Origin of the sequence: Pseudomonas sp. Lb2C2 (assembly GCF_052112205.1) — a bacterium.
Classification (GTDB): domain Bacteria; phylum Pseudomonadota; class Gammaproteobacteria; order Pseudomonadales; family Pseudomonadaceae; genus Aquipseudomonas; species Aquipseudomonas kilonensis.
Genome location: NZ_JAUTYW010000005.1, coordinates 121,669 through 136,577, shown reverse-complemented (window position 1 = coordinate 136,577; position 14,909 = coordinate 121,669). Strand labels below are relative to the sequence as shown.

15 protein-coding genes are annotated in these 14,909 nt (G+C 62.6%); 7 read left to right on the top strand and 8 right to left on the bottom strand.

The features are described from left to right. Positions 1–17: 17 nt before the first annotated feature. On the top strand, positions 18–692 hold the full coding sequence (locus Q7F16_RS16020) for a DNA-3-methyladenine glycosylase I (RefSeq protein ID WP_046062526.1): 675 nt from the start codon (positions 18–20) through the stop codon (positions 690–692). A 99-nt stretch (positions 693–791) separates the two neighbouring features. On the opposite strand, the gene Q7F16_RS16015 is transcribed toward Q7F16_RS16020, so the two are convergent. The 3 genes from Q7F16_RS16015 to arsC are packed head-to-tail and all read right to left on the bottom strand — an operon-like array spanning position 792 to position 2,165. Continuing rightward, positions 792–1,217, bottom strand: a complete 426-nt coding sequence (locus tag Q7F16_RS16015) for a DUF2069 domain-containing protein (protein ID WP_046062525.1) — start codon at positions 1,215–1,217, stop codon at positions 792–794. Next, positions 1,210–1,815, bottom strand: coding sequence for an NAD(P)H:quinone oxidoreductase (gene wrbA, locus Q7F16_RS16010; RefSeq protein WP_003204695.1), 606 nt, complete (start codon positions 1,813–1,815; stop codon positions 1,210–1,212). Before wrbA ends, Q7F16_RS16015 begins: the two co-directional genes overlap by 8 nt. Then, positions 1,812–2,165: an arsenate reductase (glutaredoxin) gene (gene arsC / locus Q7F16_RS16005; RefSeq protein WP_018610326.1), complete on the bottom strand. Its 354-nt coding sequence runs from the start codon at positions 2,163–2,165 to the stop codon at positions 1,812–1,814. Before arsC ends, wrbA begins: the two co-directional genes overlap by 4 nt. A gap of 114 nt (positions 2,166–2,279) precedes the next feature. Here arsC and Q7F16_RS16000 point away from each other — a divergent pair, with 114 nt between their 5' ends. After that, complete coding sequence (locus Q7F16_RS16000; RefSeq protein ID WP_046062523.1) at positions 2,280–2,747, top strand: TlpA family protein disulfide reductase; 468 nt, start codon at positions 2,280–2,282, stop codon at positions 2,745–2,747. A 198-nt stretch (positions 2,748–2,945) separates the two neighbouring features. Here the strand turns inward: Q7F16_RS16000 and Q7F16_RS15995 are convergent, their stop codons facing one another. From Q7F16_RS15995 to Q7F16_RS15980, 4 genes are all read right to left on the bottom strand, one after another. Then, positions 2,946–3,350, bottom strand: a complete 405-nt coding sequence (locus tag Q7F16_RS15995; protein ID WP_014339759.1) for an META domain-containing protein — start codon at positions 3,348–3,350, stop codon at positions 2,946–2,948. Continuing rightward, the gene (locus tag Q7F16_RS15990) at positions 3,350–3,784 is read right to left on the bottom strand and encodes a hypothetical protein (RefSeq protein ID WP_409557011.1); all 435 of its coding nucleotides are present in this window, start codon (positions 3,782–3,784) and stop codon (positions 3,350–3,352) included. Before Q7F16_RS15990 ends, Q7F16_RS15995 begins: the two co-directional genes overlap by 1 nt. 209 nt (positions 3,785–3,993) lie before the next feature. Continuing rightward, complete coding sequence (locus Q7F16_RS15985; protein WP_046062522.1) at positions 3,994–4,983, bottom strand: 2-hydroxyacid dehydrogenase; 990 nt, start codon at positions 4,981–4,983, stop codon at positions 3,994–3,996. A gap of 66 nt (positions 4,984–5,049) precedes the next feature. Then, positions 5,050–7,800, bottom strand: coding sequence for a response regulator (locus Q7F16_RS15980; RefSeq protein WP_409557012.1), 2,751 nt, complete (start codon positions 7,798–7,800; stop codon positions 5,050–5,052). Positions 7,801–8,040: 240 nt separating this feature from the next. Between Q7F16_RS15980 and cysM the strand changes: the two genes are divergently transcribed. The 5 genes from cysM (at position 8,041) to Q7F16_RS15955 (ending at position 14,259) form a co-directional block, all read left to right on the top strand. Further along, positions 8,041–8,943, top strand: a complete 903-nt coding sequence (gene cysM, locus Q7F16_RS15975; RefSeq protein ID WP_409557013.1) for a cysteine synthase CysM — start codon at positions 8,041–8,043, stop codon at positions 8,941–8,943. Continuing rightward, positions 8,943–10,313: a 23S rRNA (uracil(1939)-C(5))-methyltransferase RlmD gene (rlmD, locus tag Q7F16_RS15970; RefSeq protein ID WP_409557014.1), complete on the top strand. Its 1,371-nt coding sequence runs from the start codon at positions 8,943–8,945 to the stop codon at positions 10,311–10,313. The genes cysM and rlmD overlap by 1 nt, the downstream gene beginning before the upstream one ends. A gap of 100 nt (positions 10,314–10,413) precedes the next feature. Continuing rightward, positions 10,414–12,660, top strand: coding sequence for a GTP diphosphokinase (gene relA, locus Q7F16_RS15965; protein WP_409557015.1), 2,247 nt, complete (start codon positions 10,414–10,416; stop codon positions 12,658–12,660). A gap of 199 nt (positions 12,661–12,859) precedes the next feature. Next, entirely contained in the window at positions 12,860–13,693 is an 834-nt protein-coding gene (gene mazG / locus Q7F16_RS15960; protein ID WP_046062519.1) for a nucleoside triphosphate pyrophosphohydrolase, read from the top strand. A 26-nt stretch (positions 13,694–13,719) separates the two neighbouring features. Continuing rightward, a complete protein-coding gene (locus Q7F16_RS15955) occupies positions 13,720–14,259 on the top strand; it encodes a DUF2058 domain-containing protein (RefSeq protein WP_003204668.1) in 540 nt (179 codons plus the stop codon). Positions 14,260–14,467: 208 nt separating this feature from the next. On the opposite strand, the gene Q7F16_RS15950 is transcribed toward Q7F16_RS15955, so the two are convergent. Further along, positions 14,468–14,662, bottom strand: a complete 195-nt coding sequence (locus tag Q7F16_RS15950; RefSeq protein ID WP_003204666.1) for a hypothetical protein — start codon at positions 14,660–14,662, stop codon at positions 14,468–14,470. Positions 14,663–14,909 lie beyond the last annotated feature (247 nt).

Here is a 14,909-nt window from a genome sequence, read left to right as displayed (position 1 = left end):
AACCCCCAGGAGAGGGCATGCGCGATTACAAGTGGCTGCACGAGTACTGTCTGAACCGCTTCGGTTCGGCGGCTGAACTGGAAGCCCACCTGCCGGTTCCCAAGACCCCGGCGCAACTGCGCAAGATCAGCGACGACCGCTACCTCTCGACCATGGCGCTGCGGGTGTTCCGCGCCGGGCTCAAGCACAGCCTGGTGGACGCCAAGTGGCCGGCCTTCGAAGAGGTGTTCTTCAAGTTCGACCCGGAGAAAGTCGTGCTGATGAGCGCCGAGCACCTGGAGCGGTTGATGCAGGACGCGCGAATCATCCGCCACCTGGGCAAGCTCAAGAGCGTGCCGCGCAACGCGCAGCTGATATTGGACGTGGCCCATGAAAAGGGCAGCTTCGGCGCGCTGGTCGCCGAGTGGCCGGTGACCGACATCGTCGGCCTGTGGACCTACCTGAAAAAGCACGGCCATCAACTGGGCGGCCTGTCGGCGCCGCGCTTCTTGCGGATGATGGGCAAGGATACGTTTGTGCCCAGCTATGACGTCGTGGCCGCGCTCAATGCCCAGGAGATCATCGACAAGGTCCCCACCAGCCTGCGGGACCTGGCGACGGTGCAAAATGCCTTTAACCAGTGGCATGAAGAGAGTGGGGGGCGGCCGATGTCGCAGATTTCGATGATGCTGGCTTACACCGTCAATCATTGAGACCGAGTTGCACCCATCGCGAGCAAGCTCGCTCCCACACTGGATCTTTGGCGTTCACAAAACCCCTGTGGGAGCGAGCTTGCTCGCGATAGCGGCCTATCAGGCGACGGAAGGCTCGCCTTCGCCCGCCAACCGCCGATTCAACTGAAACCGCCAACGCACATACAACAACGCCGAGCAGAACACCGCCACGCTCGCCGCCATTTCTAGCACGCCGAACAGTTGCCGGTTCGGGTCATAGGCCGCCAGCGCGCCCTTTATGAAATACAAATTCACCACGAAGCACATCCACGAGTGTCCGCGGGCGCTGCCGGTGAGCATGCCGGGCGCGAGTATCAGCAGCGGCACCAGTTCGATCAGCAGAATGACCCAGGGGCGCGCGCCGTGCAGGTCGGCGATCAGCAGGTAGTACGCGCAGAGCAACCCCACCAGGCCGAAAAAGCACAGCAGGCTGATGACGCGGGCGAGGCGTACGCGCGGTTCCAGCCATTGGATCGAAGGCAGTATCTTCGGCTTCTTAGCCACGGCCGTTCTCCAGCAACAGGGCGGTTTTCGCCAGGCGCAAACCCAAGGCGCGGCACAGGGCGACCTCATGTTCGTTCAAGCCGCTTTTGCCGTCGGCCCCGGCGTGATGGCTCGGGCCGTAGGGCGTGCCGCCGCCCTGGGTGTCGATCAAGGCCGATTCACTGTAGGGCAGGCCGGTGATCAGCATGCCGTGATGCAACAGCGGCAGCATCATCGACAGCAGGGTGGTTTCCTGGCCGCCGTGCAGGCTCGCGGTGGAGGTGAATACCCCGGCCGGTTTGCCCACCAGGGCGCCGGTCAGCCACAGGTTGCTGGTGCCGTCGAGAAAGTACTTGAGCGGCGCGGCCATGTTGCCGAACCGGGTCGGGCTGCCCAAGGCCAGGCCGGCACAGTTTTTCAGGTCATCGAGGCTGGCGTAGAGCGGGCCTTGTTCCGGGATGTCCGGGGAAACCGCTTCGCACTCGGCAGAAATCGCCGGGACCGTACGCAACCTGGCTTCCAGCCCGGCCTGCTCGACACCACGGGCGATCTGCCGGGCCATTTCGTTGGTGGAGCCGCTGCGGCTGTAATACAGCACCAGGATGTACGGCGTGGTCACGGCAGGATCTCCAGGATTTTCTCCGGCGGACGGCCGATCATAGCCTTTTCCCCGGCTTCCAGAATCGGCCGTTCCATGAGCTTCGGGTGGGCGGCGATGGCCGCGATCAACTGGGCCTGGCTCAGGCTTTCGTCGGCCAGGTTCAAGTCTTTGTATTCGTCCTCGCCGGTGCGCAGCAGTTGCCGGGCGGTGATGCCGAGCTTGCCCAGCAGGCGTTCCAGGTGCGCGGCGTCGAGCGGGGTTTCCAGGTAGCGGACCACGGTGGGCGTCAGGCCACGGGCCTCCAACAGTTCCAGCGCACCGCGGGATTTCGAGCAGCGCGGGTTGTGATAAAGCGTCAGATCGGTCATGAGCGGGTCGCATCTTGCGTAAGGTGGCGGCTATTCTACTGTGCCGCGAAGCCCCTAGCACCTTAGAGAGGCGACGGGTCGCAGCAGCGTTCACATTCAGACAAGGATTGGCACATGGCAAGGCGATTGACGGCAGCACTGACATTCATCGGCATTTTGTTGCTCGCCGGTTGCGGGAACGACTACGGCGTGGACCAGAACGGCCAGGCCATTGCCTCGCAGCGGCTGGACAAACAATGGGTGGTGCTCAACTACTGGGCCGAATGGTGTGCGCCGTGCCGTACCGAAATCCCGGAGTTCAATGCCTTGGCCGAACAGCTCAAGGGCCGCAACGTCGGTGTGTTCGGGGTCAACTTCGACCAGGTGCAGGGCGAAGAACTCAAGAGTGCCAGCGACAAGCTGGGGATTCGCTTCACGGTGCTGGCCCGGGATCCGGCCGAGATCTTCGACCTGCCTCGCAGCGAAGGGCTACCAGTGACGTACATCATCGATAACCAGGGCAAGGTGCGCGAGCAGTTGCTGGGAGAGCAGACGGCGGCGGGGGTGATGGCCAGGCTTGAGGCGTTGCAGGCGCTCAAGTGATCCCTATGTGGACATGGGAGCTTTTGTGGCGAGGGAGCTTGCTCCCGCTGGACTGCGCAGCAGGCCCCTGCATTCTGCCTGATGCATCAAAGTGACTGATGCATCCAGGGGCCGCTTCGCAGCCCAGCGGGAGCAAGCTCCCTCGCCACAGGATTAACATGTTCCTGGTCCAAGCAGGTGTGCCTGGACGCTCAGGCCTCAGCCCTCTTCCAGCCACCAACGCAGTGGCTTGCCCTGGGCCGGCCAGAAGCGCATTTGCTCGATGGGCGAGATGTCCCAGCGCTCGACCTTTTCCAGGGCCTGCAAGAAGCGCGTTTCTTGCTCCATCACCGCCGGGGCGCAGAGTTTGCGCGTGCTGCCGATCTTGCCGAAGCTCAAGCGGTGGCCTTCCAGGGTATAGGGCGCGAACCAGTGGTTGCAGCCGCCATTGCCATAGGCGCGACCGTCATCCCCAAGGGTGATGGTCAGGTGGCTGTAGTCCATCAATGGCCGTTCACCGATCCACTCCAGGATGTAGCTGCGGTTATGTTGCAACTGCACAGGTTCAGCGGCACACCCCATCAGGCTCATGCCGATCGACGCGGACAGGGCCAAACGTTTCATCAGGCGGCTTCCTGGCATTTCGGGCATAGGTGTTTTTCACCCACGGTGGTCCAGCCCAGTTCGGCGATCCGTGCGGTGGCGGCCGGTTTCTGGGCCTTGACGCCGAGCTTGGCATCGACGGCGAATTCGAAGCTCAGTTCTTTGGCGCAGCTGTCGCAGTTGACCTGCCAAGTGTGGATCGCCAGTTCGCCGAACACCGGGCCGGTGGTCATGGCGGTCCATTGGCCCATGGGCTTGAGCAGGTGCCGCACGGTGTCCACGGTCAGGCGCATGGACAAGTCCTTGCTGCCCTTGAGCGTGACGAGCAACACATCATCGGCCTGGATCGAACCGCCATTGCCGGTGACCTGGTAGCGGCCCGGCGCCAGCGCACGGACTTCGGTCAAGGTGTGCTGGGGGTTCATCAGGGTGTAGCGGAAATCGTGTTCGGCCATGGGTCCTCCAAATAGGCGCGACATGCTAGCACGGGGCATGGCTTGGGATGGTCTCGATGGCGGGCATCTGGAGATCAGGCCGACGAAACTCCATCCCCTGTGGGAGCGAGCTTGCTCGCGATGGCAGTGTGTCAGTCAACATCGAGGCTGGCTGATGCACCGCCATCGCGAGCAAGCTCGCTCCCACAGGGTTTGTGCCGGCTCAAGGGTTAGCTGTCTACCAGGTTCTGCGGCGTGCCGGCCGCCCAGGCCGCGATGTTGTCCAGGGTGGTCATGGCAATCGCTGCCAACGCTTCATGGGTCAGGAACGCCTGGTGGGCGGTAACGATCACGTTGGGAAAGGTCAGCAGCCGGGCCAGCACGTCATCCTGCAAGGGCAGGTCGGAGCGGTCCTTGAAAAACAACTGGGCCTCTTCCTCGTACACATCCAGGCCCAGGTAGCCCAACTGGCCGCTTTTCAACGCCTCGATCAAGGCCGGTGTGTCCACCAGGCCGCCGCGTCCGGTGTTGATCAGCATGGCGCCGCGTTGCATCGCGGCAAGCGATTGAGCGTTGATCAGATGCCGGCTCTGTTCGTTCAGCGGGCAATGCAGGCTGATGATCTGCGCTTGCGCGAGCAGATCGGCCAAGGGCAGGTAGCGGGCGCCCAAGGCTTCGACCTGCGGGTTGGGGTAGGGGTCGTAGGCCAGCAGCTGGCAACCGAAGCCGGCCATGATCCGCGCGAACGTAGCGCCAATCTGCCCGGTGCCGATCACTCCGACGGTCTTGCCCACCAGGTCGAACCCGGTTAGCCCATGGAGGCTGAAATTGCCGTCTCGGGTGCGGTTGTAGGCGCGGTGCAGGCAGCGATTGAGGGCCATGATCAATGCCACGGCATGTTCGGCCACGGCATGGGGCGAGTAGGCCGGAACCCGGACGATACTCAAGCCCAGGCGCTTGGCGGCGAGCAGATCGACATGGTTGTAGCCGGCCGAGCGCAGGGCGATCAGCCGTGTGCCGCCTTCGGCCAGCCGCTCCAGCACCGGGGCGCTGAGGTCATCATTGATGAAGGCGCACACCACTTCATGCCGTTCGGCCAGGGCCACGGTGTCGAGGTTCAGGCGGGCGGGCTGGAATTGCAATTGAAGGCCCGCGGGCGTCGGGGCCTGGGTGAAGCTGTCGCGGTCGTAGGTCTGGCTGCTGAAAAAAATCACGCGCATGGCGGCCTCCTGGCATTGGTATGGATCCAGCTTAACCGCCATCGCTCCGGTCGCCATTGCCCTGGATCAGGCGCTGATACGCGCCTCGCTCGCCAGGCGGTTGATGGCCCGCTCCAGTTCTTCCAGGGCGGCGGCGGCCTTGGGATCCTGTTGCTTGAGCAGGGTTTCGCTGCGCTGACAGGCCGCCCGCAATTGCGGTACGCCGCAGTAACGGGTGGCGCCGTGCAGGCGATGGACCCGTTCAATCAGCGCGTTGTGATCGTTGGCCTCGCTGGCCTGGCGGATCGCTTCGCGGTCGGCTTCCAGGGAGGCCAGCAGCATCGCCAGCATGTCCGCCGCCAGATCGGCCTTGCCGGCGGCCAGGCGCAGGCCTTCTTCGTGATCGAGCACCAGCAGTTCGCTGCCGCCCTGAGCGTCGCCGCCGCGCTCCGGCGATTGGTTGCGCAGGGCCAGGCCGGTCCATTTGAGCACCACCTGGGCCAATTGCCGCTCGCTGATGGGTTTGGTCAGGTAGTCATCCATGCCGCTTTGCAGCAGGGCGCGCTTTTCGTTGGCCATGGCGTGGGCGGTGAGGGCGACGATCGGCAGCGGCGTGCAGTGCCGCTCGCTTTCCCATTGGCGGATCGCCTCGGTGCTCTGGCGACCGTCCATGCCGGGCATCTGCACGTCCATCAAGACCAGGTCGAAGGTTTCCTTCTGCACGGCCTTCACCGCCGCGTAGCCGCTTTCCACCGCCAGCACCTTGGCGCCCATGTCTTCGAGCAGGGTCTGCACCAGCAACAGGTTGGCCGGGTTGTCGTCCACGCACAGCACTTTCGGGGCGCGGCTGGAAACCGGCTCGTGGGGTTCGCTGCGGGTCGGGCGTGGGTTGACCAGGTCGGACAGCGAGCGGCGCAACTTGCGGGTGCAGGCCGGCTTGGCCTGGAGCTGGCTGTGAGGGTTGGGCACCGAGAGGTGGTACAGGGTCTGTTCGGTGGTGGGGCACAGCACGAGTACTTTGCAGCCCAGGTGCTCAAGGTCCCAGATGTGCTGGTTGAGGCGCTCCGGCGGCATGTCGTTGCTGGTGATGCCCAACACGGCCAGATCGATGGCCTGATCGGTCTGGTGGGCGATGGTTATGCCGTTGGTCAGGCTCTCCAGGGTGTTGAACGGCGTCACTTGCAGGCCGCAGTCTTCGAGCTGGTGCTGCAAGGCCTGGCGGGCCAGTTCGTGATTCTCCAGCACCGCCACGCGCCGGCCCAGCAAAGGCGGGCCAGGCAGGTCCTCGGCATCGTCACGGGTCTTGGGCAGGCGCAGGCTGATCCAGAATTCCGAACCCTCGCCCGGTGTGCTGTCGACGCCGATCTCACCGCCCATCTGTTCCACCAGGCGCTTGGAAATCACCAGGCCCAGCCCGGTGCCACCCGGTTGCCGCGACAGCGAGTTGTCAGCCTGGCTGAACGCCTGGAACAGCGCTCGCACATCCTGGTTGGACAGGCCGATACCCGTGTCCTGGATGCTGATGCGCAACTGCACGCTGTCTTCGTGCTCGTCTTCGAGCATGGCCCGGGCGACGATGGTGCCCTCGCGGGTGAACTTGATGGCGTTGCTCACCAGGTTGGTGAGGATCTGCTTGAGGCGCAGCGGATCGCCCACCAGCGACAACGGCGTGTCCCGGTAGACCAGGCTCACCAGTTCCAGCTGCTTGGCGTGGGCGGCGGGGGCGAGGATGGTCAGGGTGTCCTGCAGCAGGTCGCGCAGGTTGAACGGAATGCTGTCGAGCACCAGCTTGCCGGCCTCGATCTTCGAAAAGTCGAGGATCTCGTTGATGATCCCCAGCAGACTGTCGGCGGATTTTTCGATGGTGCCCAGGTAGTCGAGCTGGCGCGGGGTCAGTTCGCTTTTCTGCAACAGGTGGGTAAAACCGAGGATACCGTTGAGCGGCGTGCGGATTTCATGGCTCATGTTCGCCAGGAATTCGGATTTGATCCGGCTCGCTTCCAGGGCTTCCTTGCGGGCCAGGTCCAGCTCGATGTTCTGGATCTCGATGGTTTCCAGATTCTGGCGCACGTCTTCGGTGGCCTGGTCGATGCTGTGCTGCAATTCTTCCTGGGCGTTCTGCAAGGTACTGGCCATGCGGTTGATGCCCGAGGCCAGTTCATCCAGCTCCTGGCTACCCAGCGGCGGCAGGCGGGTTTCCAGATGACCGTCCTTGAGTTGCGCCACGGCCTGCTTGATCTGGCTCAGTGGACGGTTGATCGTGCGGCCCATGCGCAGGGCCAGCAACGCGGTCAGGCCCAGGCCGGCGGCGATCAGCAGCAGGCTGGCGAACAGGCTGCGATAGCCGCGCAGCAACATGCCGCTGTGGGACAACTCCAGCTCGACCCAGCCCAACAGGCGGTCGGCTTCTTCGGGAATCAGTTCGCCCGCCAGGTTGCGGTGCTTTCCGAATACCGGCAGCAGGTAGCGCGTGGCGTCGTTGCCGGTGCGTTGCAGTAGCTGCGTGCTGTTGCCCTCCGGCGCCCGGTTGAGCATGGTCGGGCCGGCGTGGGCCAGCGGCGCGCGGTCGGGAGCAAGGAAGGTCACGGCGCGTACGTCCGTCTGCTCCAGGGACTGGGTGGCGATGCGCTCCAGCAGATCGGTGTCCTGGCGGCTCATGGCCGGGGCGACCAGCGGCGCAAGTTGTTCGGCGATCATCTCGCCACGTTGCAACAACTGGGCGTGCAGGTCCGATTGCTGCATCCAGGTGAAATAGCCGCCCAGGACCAGCGCCATCAGGCTGGTTGGCAACAGGGTCAGCAACAGCACGCGGCCTTTGATTCCCAGTTTCTTGAGCACACTTGTCTCCTGCATCCAGCGTCTGATTGAGCGGTGCGCGCATCCGGCACGCATTACCTGCGCAGTGTAGCGATTTGCGGGCGGGTGATCTTTGTAAAATTCACTCCCTCGCCACAGGCGCGCGCTCGGCTTTCGCCTCGCTTATTCCCATAAGCCATAACCCCCTTACTTTGCGTGATATGGCCTCGCCAGGTTTGCCGGTATGATAGGCGCCCCCGCAGTCCGGATTGCGAATACGCCATGACTCTGCAGTACCCAACCATCGCCGATTGCGTCGGCAACACTCCGCTGGTCCGTTTGCAACGCTTGCCCGGCGTGACCACCAATACGCTTTTGCTCAAGCTCGAAGGGAATAACCCGGCGGGTTCGGTCAAGGACCGGCCGGCGCTGTCGATGATCACCCGTGGCGAATTGCGCGGGCAGATCCAGCCCGGCGATACGCTGATCGAGGCGACCTCCGGCAACACCGGCATAGCCTTGGCGATGGCAGCGGCGATCAAGGGCTACAAGATGATCCTGATCATGCCCGACAACTCCAGCGCCGAACGCAAGGCGGCGATGACGGCCTACGGTGCCGAGTTGATCCTGGTGACTCAGGAGGAGGGCATGGAGGGCGCCCGGGACCTGGCCGAGCGCATGCAGGCCGAAGGGCGTGGCAAGGTGCTGGATCAGTTCGCCAACGGCGACAATCCCGAGGCCCACTACACCACCACCGGCCCTGAAATCTGGCGCCAGACCGACGGCACCATCACCCATTTCGTCAGCTCGATGGGCACCACCGGTACCATCATGGGCACCTCGCGCTACCTGAAAGAACAGAACCCGAACGTGCAAATCATCGGCCTGCAACCGATGGAAGGCTCGGCCATCCCCGGCATCCGCCGTTGGCCCGAGGAGTATCTGCCGAAGATCTACCAGGCCGAGCGCGTGGATCGCATTATCGACATGGCCCAGAGCGAAGCCGAGGACGTGACCCGTCGCCTGGCTCGCGAAGAAGGCATCTTCTGCGGCGTGTCTTCGGGCGGCGCCGTGGCGGGGATGCTGCGCTTGTCCGAGGAAGTTGAGAATGCGGTGATCGTCGCGATCATCTGCGACCGTGGCGACCGTTACCTGTCGACCGGCATTTTCGACGCGCCCAACTGATGGCCAAGCAAGAAAGAGGCTTGCGCTTCCAGCCCAGCGGTGGAAGCCGGGCCCCGCAAGTGCCCACCGGTAAAAAGCAGCGCTTGACCATTGAGCGCCTGGCCAACGATGGCCGGGGCATTGCCTTTGTTGACGGGCGCACCTGGTTTGTCATCGGAGCCCTGGCCGGCGAAGAAGTCGAGGCGCGGGTGCTCGGGGCTCATGGCAAAGTGGTCGAGGCGCGCACCGAGCGGGTGTTCCTGGCCAGTGAACTGCGTCGCGCAGCGCCGTGCATCCATGCCGGTCGTTGCGGCGGTTGCAGCGTCCAACATTTGCCCCATGACGAACAACTCGCCCTGAAACAGCGCATGCTCGCCGAGCAGTTGTCGCGGGTGGCCGGGGTGGTGCCAGATGAATGGGCCGCTCCCCTGAGCGGGCCGGAGTTCGGTTATCGGCGTCGCGCCCGGGTGGCGGTGCGTTGGGACCAGAAGGCGAAAAAACTCGAAGTCGGTTTCCGCGCCGCCGGCAGCCAGGACATCGTCGCCATCGGTGATTGCCCGGTGCTGGTACAGCCCTTGCAACCGATCATGAGCCGCCTGCCGGAGATGCTGCGTCGCTTGAGCAAACCCCAGGCGCTGGGGCATGTGGAATTGTTCGCCGGTTCGTCCCTCGCGGTATTGCTGCGTCACATGGCGCCGCTGTCGGAGGCCGACCTGACGATCCTCAAGGACTTCTGCGCGTTCCATGAAGCTCAGTTGTGGTTGCACGGTGAAGGTGAACCGCAACCGGTCGAGCCTGGGCAAGCCTTGGGGTTTCGCCTGGACGCCTGGGACCTTGAGCTGGCGTACCGGCCCGGGGATTTCATCCAGGTGAACGCCGGGGTCAATGAAGCGATGATCGCCCAAGCCTTGCAATGGCTGGCGCCGCGCCCCGAGGAACGGGTGCTGGATCTGTTCTGCGGCCTGGGCAATTTTGCCTTGCCGCTGGCCCAAAGCGTGCGCCAGGTAGTGGCCGTCGAAGGCGTGCAAACCATGGTGGATCGTGCGGCGGTCAATGCCGTCAGCAACAATTTGAATAACACTGCCTTTTTTCAGGCTGATTTATCCCAGCCTCTGGCCGATGCCGAATGGATCGGCGAAGGCTTTTCTGCGGTACTCTTGGACCCACCCCGTGACGGTGCTTTCGAGGTGGTGCGCAAGCTGTCGTCCCTGGGTGCCAAGCGGTTGGTCTATGTATCGTGCAACCCGGCAACTTTGGCCAGGGATGCGGTCGAACTGATCAAGCAGGGCTACCGGTTAAAACGTGCCGGGATTCTCGATATGTTTCCTCAAACGGCGCATGTCGAGGCCATGGCGTTATTTGAAGCGAGCCAGGATGGCTTGTCCGACTGACCCGTTCGTGCCAACCCGCCACAGTCCTGGGCGCAAACACGGGCATGAAGGTCAGCGAAGTTGACGCATTGAATCTGCGTCGTAGGGAAGGTAAGTAAAGATGGTACAGGTGAGAGCACACCAGCCGATCAACACCGACGGCAGTATCAATCTCGAGGCTTGGCTCGATCATGCGGTCAGCGTCGACATGGCACTGGATCGCGAAGCCTTGAAAGCCGCCTGCGAGTTCGCTCGCGAGGCGGAGCAGCAGCACAATGCGGCGAAGAACCTCTGGTCCGAAGGCACCTCGAGTTTCCAGACGGGCCTGGAGATCGCTGAAATTCTCGCTGACCTCAAGCTCGACCAGGACTCCCTGGTGGCGGCGGTGCTGTACCGCGGCGTGCGCGAAGGGCAGATCCAGCTACCGGTGGTCAGCCAGCGCTTTGGCACGGTGGTGGCCAAGCTGATCGACGGCGTGCTGCGCATGGCCGCCATCAGCGCCAGCCTCAGCCCGCGCCAGTCCATGGTGCTGGGTACTCAGGGCCAGGTGGAAAACCTGCGCAAGATGCTGGTGGCGATGGTCGACGACGTGCGTGTCGCGCTGATCAAGCTGGCCGAACGCACCAGCGCCATCCGCGCCGTGAAGTCTGCCGATGACGAAAAACGCAATCGCGTCGCCCGGGAGGTGTTCGACATTTATGCACCCCTGGCCCACCGTCTCGGCATCGGTCACATCAAGTGGGAGCTGGAGGACTTGTCCTTCCGCTACCTGGAGCCCGACCAATACAAGCAGATCGCCAAGCTGTTGCATGAGCGGCGGCTGGATCGCGAGCGCTTCATCACCGACGTGATGACCCAGCTGCGCGAAGAGTTGCAGGCCACCGGCGTGGTAGCCGACATCAGTGGCCGGGCCAAGCACATCTACTCGATCTGGCGAAAAATGCAGCGCAAGGGCCTGGAATTCAGCCAGATCTACGACGTTCGCGCCGTTCGTGTACTGGTCCCGGAAATGCGCGATTGCTACACCGCGCTGGGGATCGTCCATACCTTGTGGCGGCACATTCCGAAGGAGTTCGACGACTACATCGCCAACCCCAAGGAAAACGGCTATCGCTCGTTGCACACCGCCGTGATCGGCCCCGAGGGCAAGGTACTGGAAGTGCAGATCCGCACCCATGCCATGCACGAGGAGGCCGAGCTGGGCGTCTGCGCCCACTGGAAATACAAGGGCACCGACGTCAAGTCCGGGTCCAACCATTACGAAGAGAAAATCTCCTGGCTGCGCCAGGTGCTCGAGTGGCATGAGGAACTGGGTGACATCGGCGGCCTGGCCGAACAGCTACGCGTCGACATCGAACCGGACCGGGTTTATATCTTCACCCCCGACGGCCACGCCATCGACCTGCCCAAGGGCGCGACGCCGCTGGATTTCGCCTACCGGGTCCACACCGAGATCGGCCACAACTGCCGTGGCGCCAAGATCAATGGGCGGATCGTGCCGCTCAACTACAGCCTGCAGACCGGTGAACAGGTCGAGATCATCACCAGCAAGCACGGTACGCCGAGCCGTGACTGGCTGAACCCGAACCTGGGCTACATCACCACCTCGCGGGCGCGGGCGAAAATCGTCCACTGGTTCAAGTTGCAGGCTCGCGACCAGAACGTCGCCGCCGGCAAGACCTTGCTCGAGCGTGAACTCGGGCGCCTGGGCCTGCCGCAGGTGGATTTCGACAAGCTGGCCGAAAAAGCCAACATGAAAACCGCCGAGGACATGTTCGCCGCCCTCGGTGCCGGCGATCTGCGCCTGGCGCAGTTGGTCAACCTGGCCCAGCAACTGGTGGAGCCGGAGCGGGGCAACGAGCAACTGGAGCTGATCCCGCGCAAGGCCACCGGCTACAAGCCAGGCAAGCGCGGCGATATCCAGATCCAGGGCGTGGGCAACCTGATGACCCAGATGGCCGGCTGCTGCCAGCCATTGCCGGGGGATGCGATCGTCGGCTACATCACCCAGGGTCGTGGTGTGAGCATTCACCGCCAGGACTGTGCCTCGGTGCTGCAATTGGCCGGTCGCGAGCCGGAGCGGATCATCCAGGTCAGTTGGGGGCCGGTGCCGGTGCTCACCTACCCGGTAGACATCGTCATCCGCGCCTACGACCGATCCGGTCTGCTGCGTGACGTTTCCCAGGTGTTGCTGAACGAGCGGATCAACGTGCTGGCGGTCAACACCCGTTCGAACAAGGAAGACAACACCGCGCTGATGTCCCTGACCATCGAGATTCCGGGGCTGGATGCGCTGGGGCGGTTGCTGGGGCGGATTTCCCAGTTGCCAAACATCATCGAGACCCGGCGTAACCGGACGCCGGGTTAAGCGCAGTCCGAAAATCTGGGAGCCTGTGGGAGCAACGTCTGTGGGAGCAAAGCTTGCTCGCGATTGCGGTGGTGGACCCAGCCTATATGGGGACTGACCCACCGTTATCGCGAGCAAGCTTTGCTCCCACAGGCTCTCTCACCACAGGCTGCTCCTATGGATTATTTCCCACAGGGCTTTGTGTGATGAGACCGATTTAATGTATAGCCTCGAAGACCTGCTCCACCTGATGAACCGCCTGCGGGACCCGCAGTACGGCTGCCCGTGGGACATCCAGCAAACCTACGCGAGCATCGTCCCCCATACCCTGGAAGAAGCCTACGAAGTGGCCGATGCCATCGAGCGCGGCGATTTCGATCACTTGCAGGGCGAGTTGGGCGACCTGTTGTTTCAAGTGGTGTATTACAGCCAGTTGGCCCGGGAAGAAAACCGCTTTGAATTCGCTGGCGTGGTCGACAGCATCACCCGCAAGCTGATCCGCCGCCATCCCCATGTGTTTCCTACCGGTGACCTGTATGCGCCCGTGGATATCCCGCGCCTGAGCGAAGAACAGGTCAAGCAGCGCTGGGAAGAAATCAAGGCAGAGGAACGGGCCGAGAAAGCCGCGGTGCCCGAGCAGTTGTCGTTGCTCGACGATGTGCCGGGGGCGCTGCCGGCGTTGTCCCGTTCGGCGAAGCTGCAAAAGCGTGCGGCTCAGGTTGGTTTCGACTGGCCAGGCCCGTTGCCGGTGCTCGACAAAGTCCGGGAGGAATTGGACGAAGTGCTCGAAGCCATGGCCGACAACGATCCGGTGGCCATCAGCGACGAGATCGGCGACCTGCTTTTCAGCGTGGTGAACCTGGCTCGCCACCTCAAGGTCGACCCGGAAACCGCCCTGCGCGACGCCAACGGAAAATTCGAGCGGCGGTTCCGATTTATCGAACAGGCATTGCGCGACACCCACCGTCCCATGGAAGATTGCACCCTCGAAGAGTTGGACGCCTTGTGGGGCGAAGCCAAACGTCAGGAAAAGAATTTGCCCAGCTGTGGCTGAGGCCGTTGCCTAAGTGAGTAAGCACCATGAGCCTTTCCCTTCGCGACCAGTTGCTCAAAGCAGGGCTGGTCAACCAAAAGCAGGCCAAGCAGGTCGGCAAAGAGAAACAGAAGCAGCAACGCCTGGCCCATAAAGGCCAGATCGAACTGGATGACTCCCAGCAGCGCGCCGCCCAGGAGGCCATGGCCGAGAAGGTCAAGCGCGACCAGGAACTCAACCGTCAGCAGCAGGAAAAGGTCGAGCAGAAGGCTCGGGCCGCGCAGATCAAGCAATTGATCGAAGTCTCGCGCCTGCCGAAGCTGACCACTGAGGACTATTACAACTTCGTCGACGACAAGAAGGTCAAGCGCATCTCGGTCAACACTCTGATGCGCAACAAGCTGAGCAGTGGCTCGCTGGCGATTGTCCACCATGCTGGCGGCTACGAAGTGATCCCGCGCGAGGCGGCCCTGAAGATCCAGGAGCGCGACCCCCAGCGCATCGTCCAGCTCAACACCCAGACCGAAGAAGTGGATGCTGATGATCCGTATGCGGCGTATCAGATTCCTGATGATTTGATGTGGTAAGCGGGGCGCAGCCTTTGAGCTGAACACAAAGCCTGTGGAAGGCCTGAGGGAATATCTGTAGGGATCTATGAGATCTGTGGGAGCAAAGCTTGCTCGCGATAGCGGAGTATCAGGCGACATTTTTACAGGCTGACACTCCGCTATCGCGAGCAAGCTTTGCTCCCACAGGCCCACACAGGCCCACAGACCCCACAGGTGTTTTCGTCGCTCAGGACTCTGCGGTCTCACGCGAGCGCTGCCATTCCTCACGCTCCAGCTCGGCCTTGTAGCTGTGAGCGTCCGTTTCGGAGTGGAACATCCCCACCAGCAAATCCTGTTGATGCACATCCCAGATCCGGATACCGGCGGCAATCCCTTCGTGGGACATGTGGGCGTCGTCGCGTTCAGTTACTTTCACAGTCATCTTGCAAGCTCCAATCTCTGTTATCTGCAGCAAGGCGTGTGCAGGGCTTTGTTATAGATTTTGGTAGCGTGCTAAGTAAATGCTTTGGCGTGTTAAGAAGTTTTCATGGAAAGCGCATCCGTCCTGCAGGCCAGGCAGTGCGCGGCATTCGGTCGCAGGTGGTTTTTCATGAAGAAATTTTCATGTTGCAGCGGCAAACCTGAGTGAAAGCGCAACCCCTGTGGGTGGTCATGAAATCCGGGCAATA

Excerpts from the sequence above, each read along its gene's own strand:
- Q7F16_RS15955 (WP_003204668.1), top strand. The coding sequence starts at position 13,720 with ATGAGCCTTTCCCTTCGCGACCAGTTGCTCAAAGCAGGGCTGGTCAAC.
- mazG (WP_046062519.1), top strand. The coding sequence starts at position 12,860 with ATGTATAGCCTCGAAGACCTGCTCCACCTGATGAACCGCCTGCGGGAC.
- Q7F16_RS15950 (WP_003204666.1), bottom strand. The coding sequence starts at position 14,662 with ATGACTGTGAAAGTAACTGAACGCGACGACGCCCACATGTCCCACGAA.
- Q7F16_RS15985 (WP_046062522.1), bottom strand. The coding sequence starts at position 4,983 with ATGCGCGTGATTTTTTTCAGCAGCCAGACCTACGACCGCGACAGCTTC.
- rlmD (WP_409557014.1), top strand. The coding sequence starts at position 8,943 with ATGGCCAAGCAAGAAAGAGGCTTGCGCTTCCAGCCCAGCGGTGGAAGC.
- Q7F16_RS15995 (WP_014339759.1), bottom strand. The coding sequence starts at position 3,350 with ATGAAACGTTTGGCCCTGTCCGCGTCGATCGGCATGAGCCTGATGGGG.
- Q7F16_RS16020 (WP_046062526.1), top strand. The coding sequence starts at position 18 with ATGCGCGATTACAAGTGGCTGCACGAGTACTGTCTGAACCGCTTCGGT.
- arsC (WP_018610326.1), bottom strand. The coding sequence starts at position 2,165 with ATGACCGATCTGACGCTTTATCACAACCCGCGCTGCTCGAAATCCCGC.
- cysM (WP_409557013.1), top strand. The coding sequence starts at position 8,041 with ATGACTCTGCAGTACCCAACCATCGCCGATTGCGTCGGCAACACTCCG.
- Q7F16_RS16000 (WP_046062523.1), top strand. The coding sequence starts at position 2,280 with ATGGCAAGGCGATTGACGGCAGCACTGACATTCATCGGCATTTTGTTG.
- relA (WP_409557015.1), top strand. The coding sequence starts at position 10,414 with ATGGTACAGGTGAGAGCACACCAGCCGATCAACACCGACGGCAGTATC.
- Q7F16_RS15990 (WP_409557011.1), bottom strand. The coding sequence starts at position 3,784 with ATGGCCGAACACGATTTCCGCTACACCCTGATGAACCCCCAGCACACC.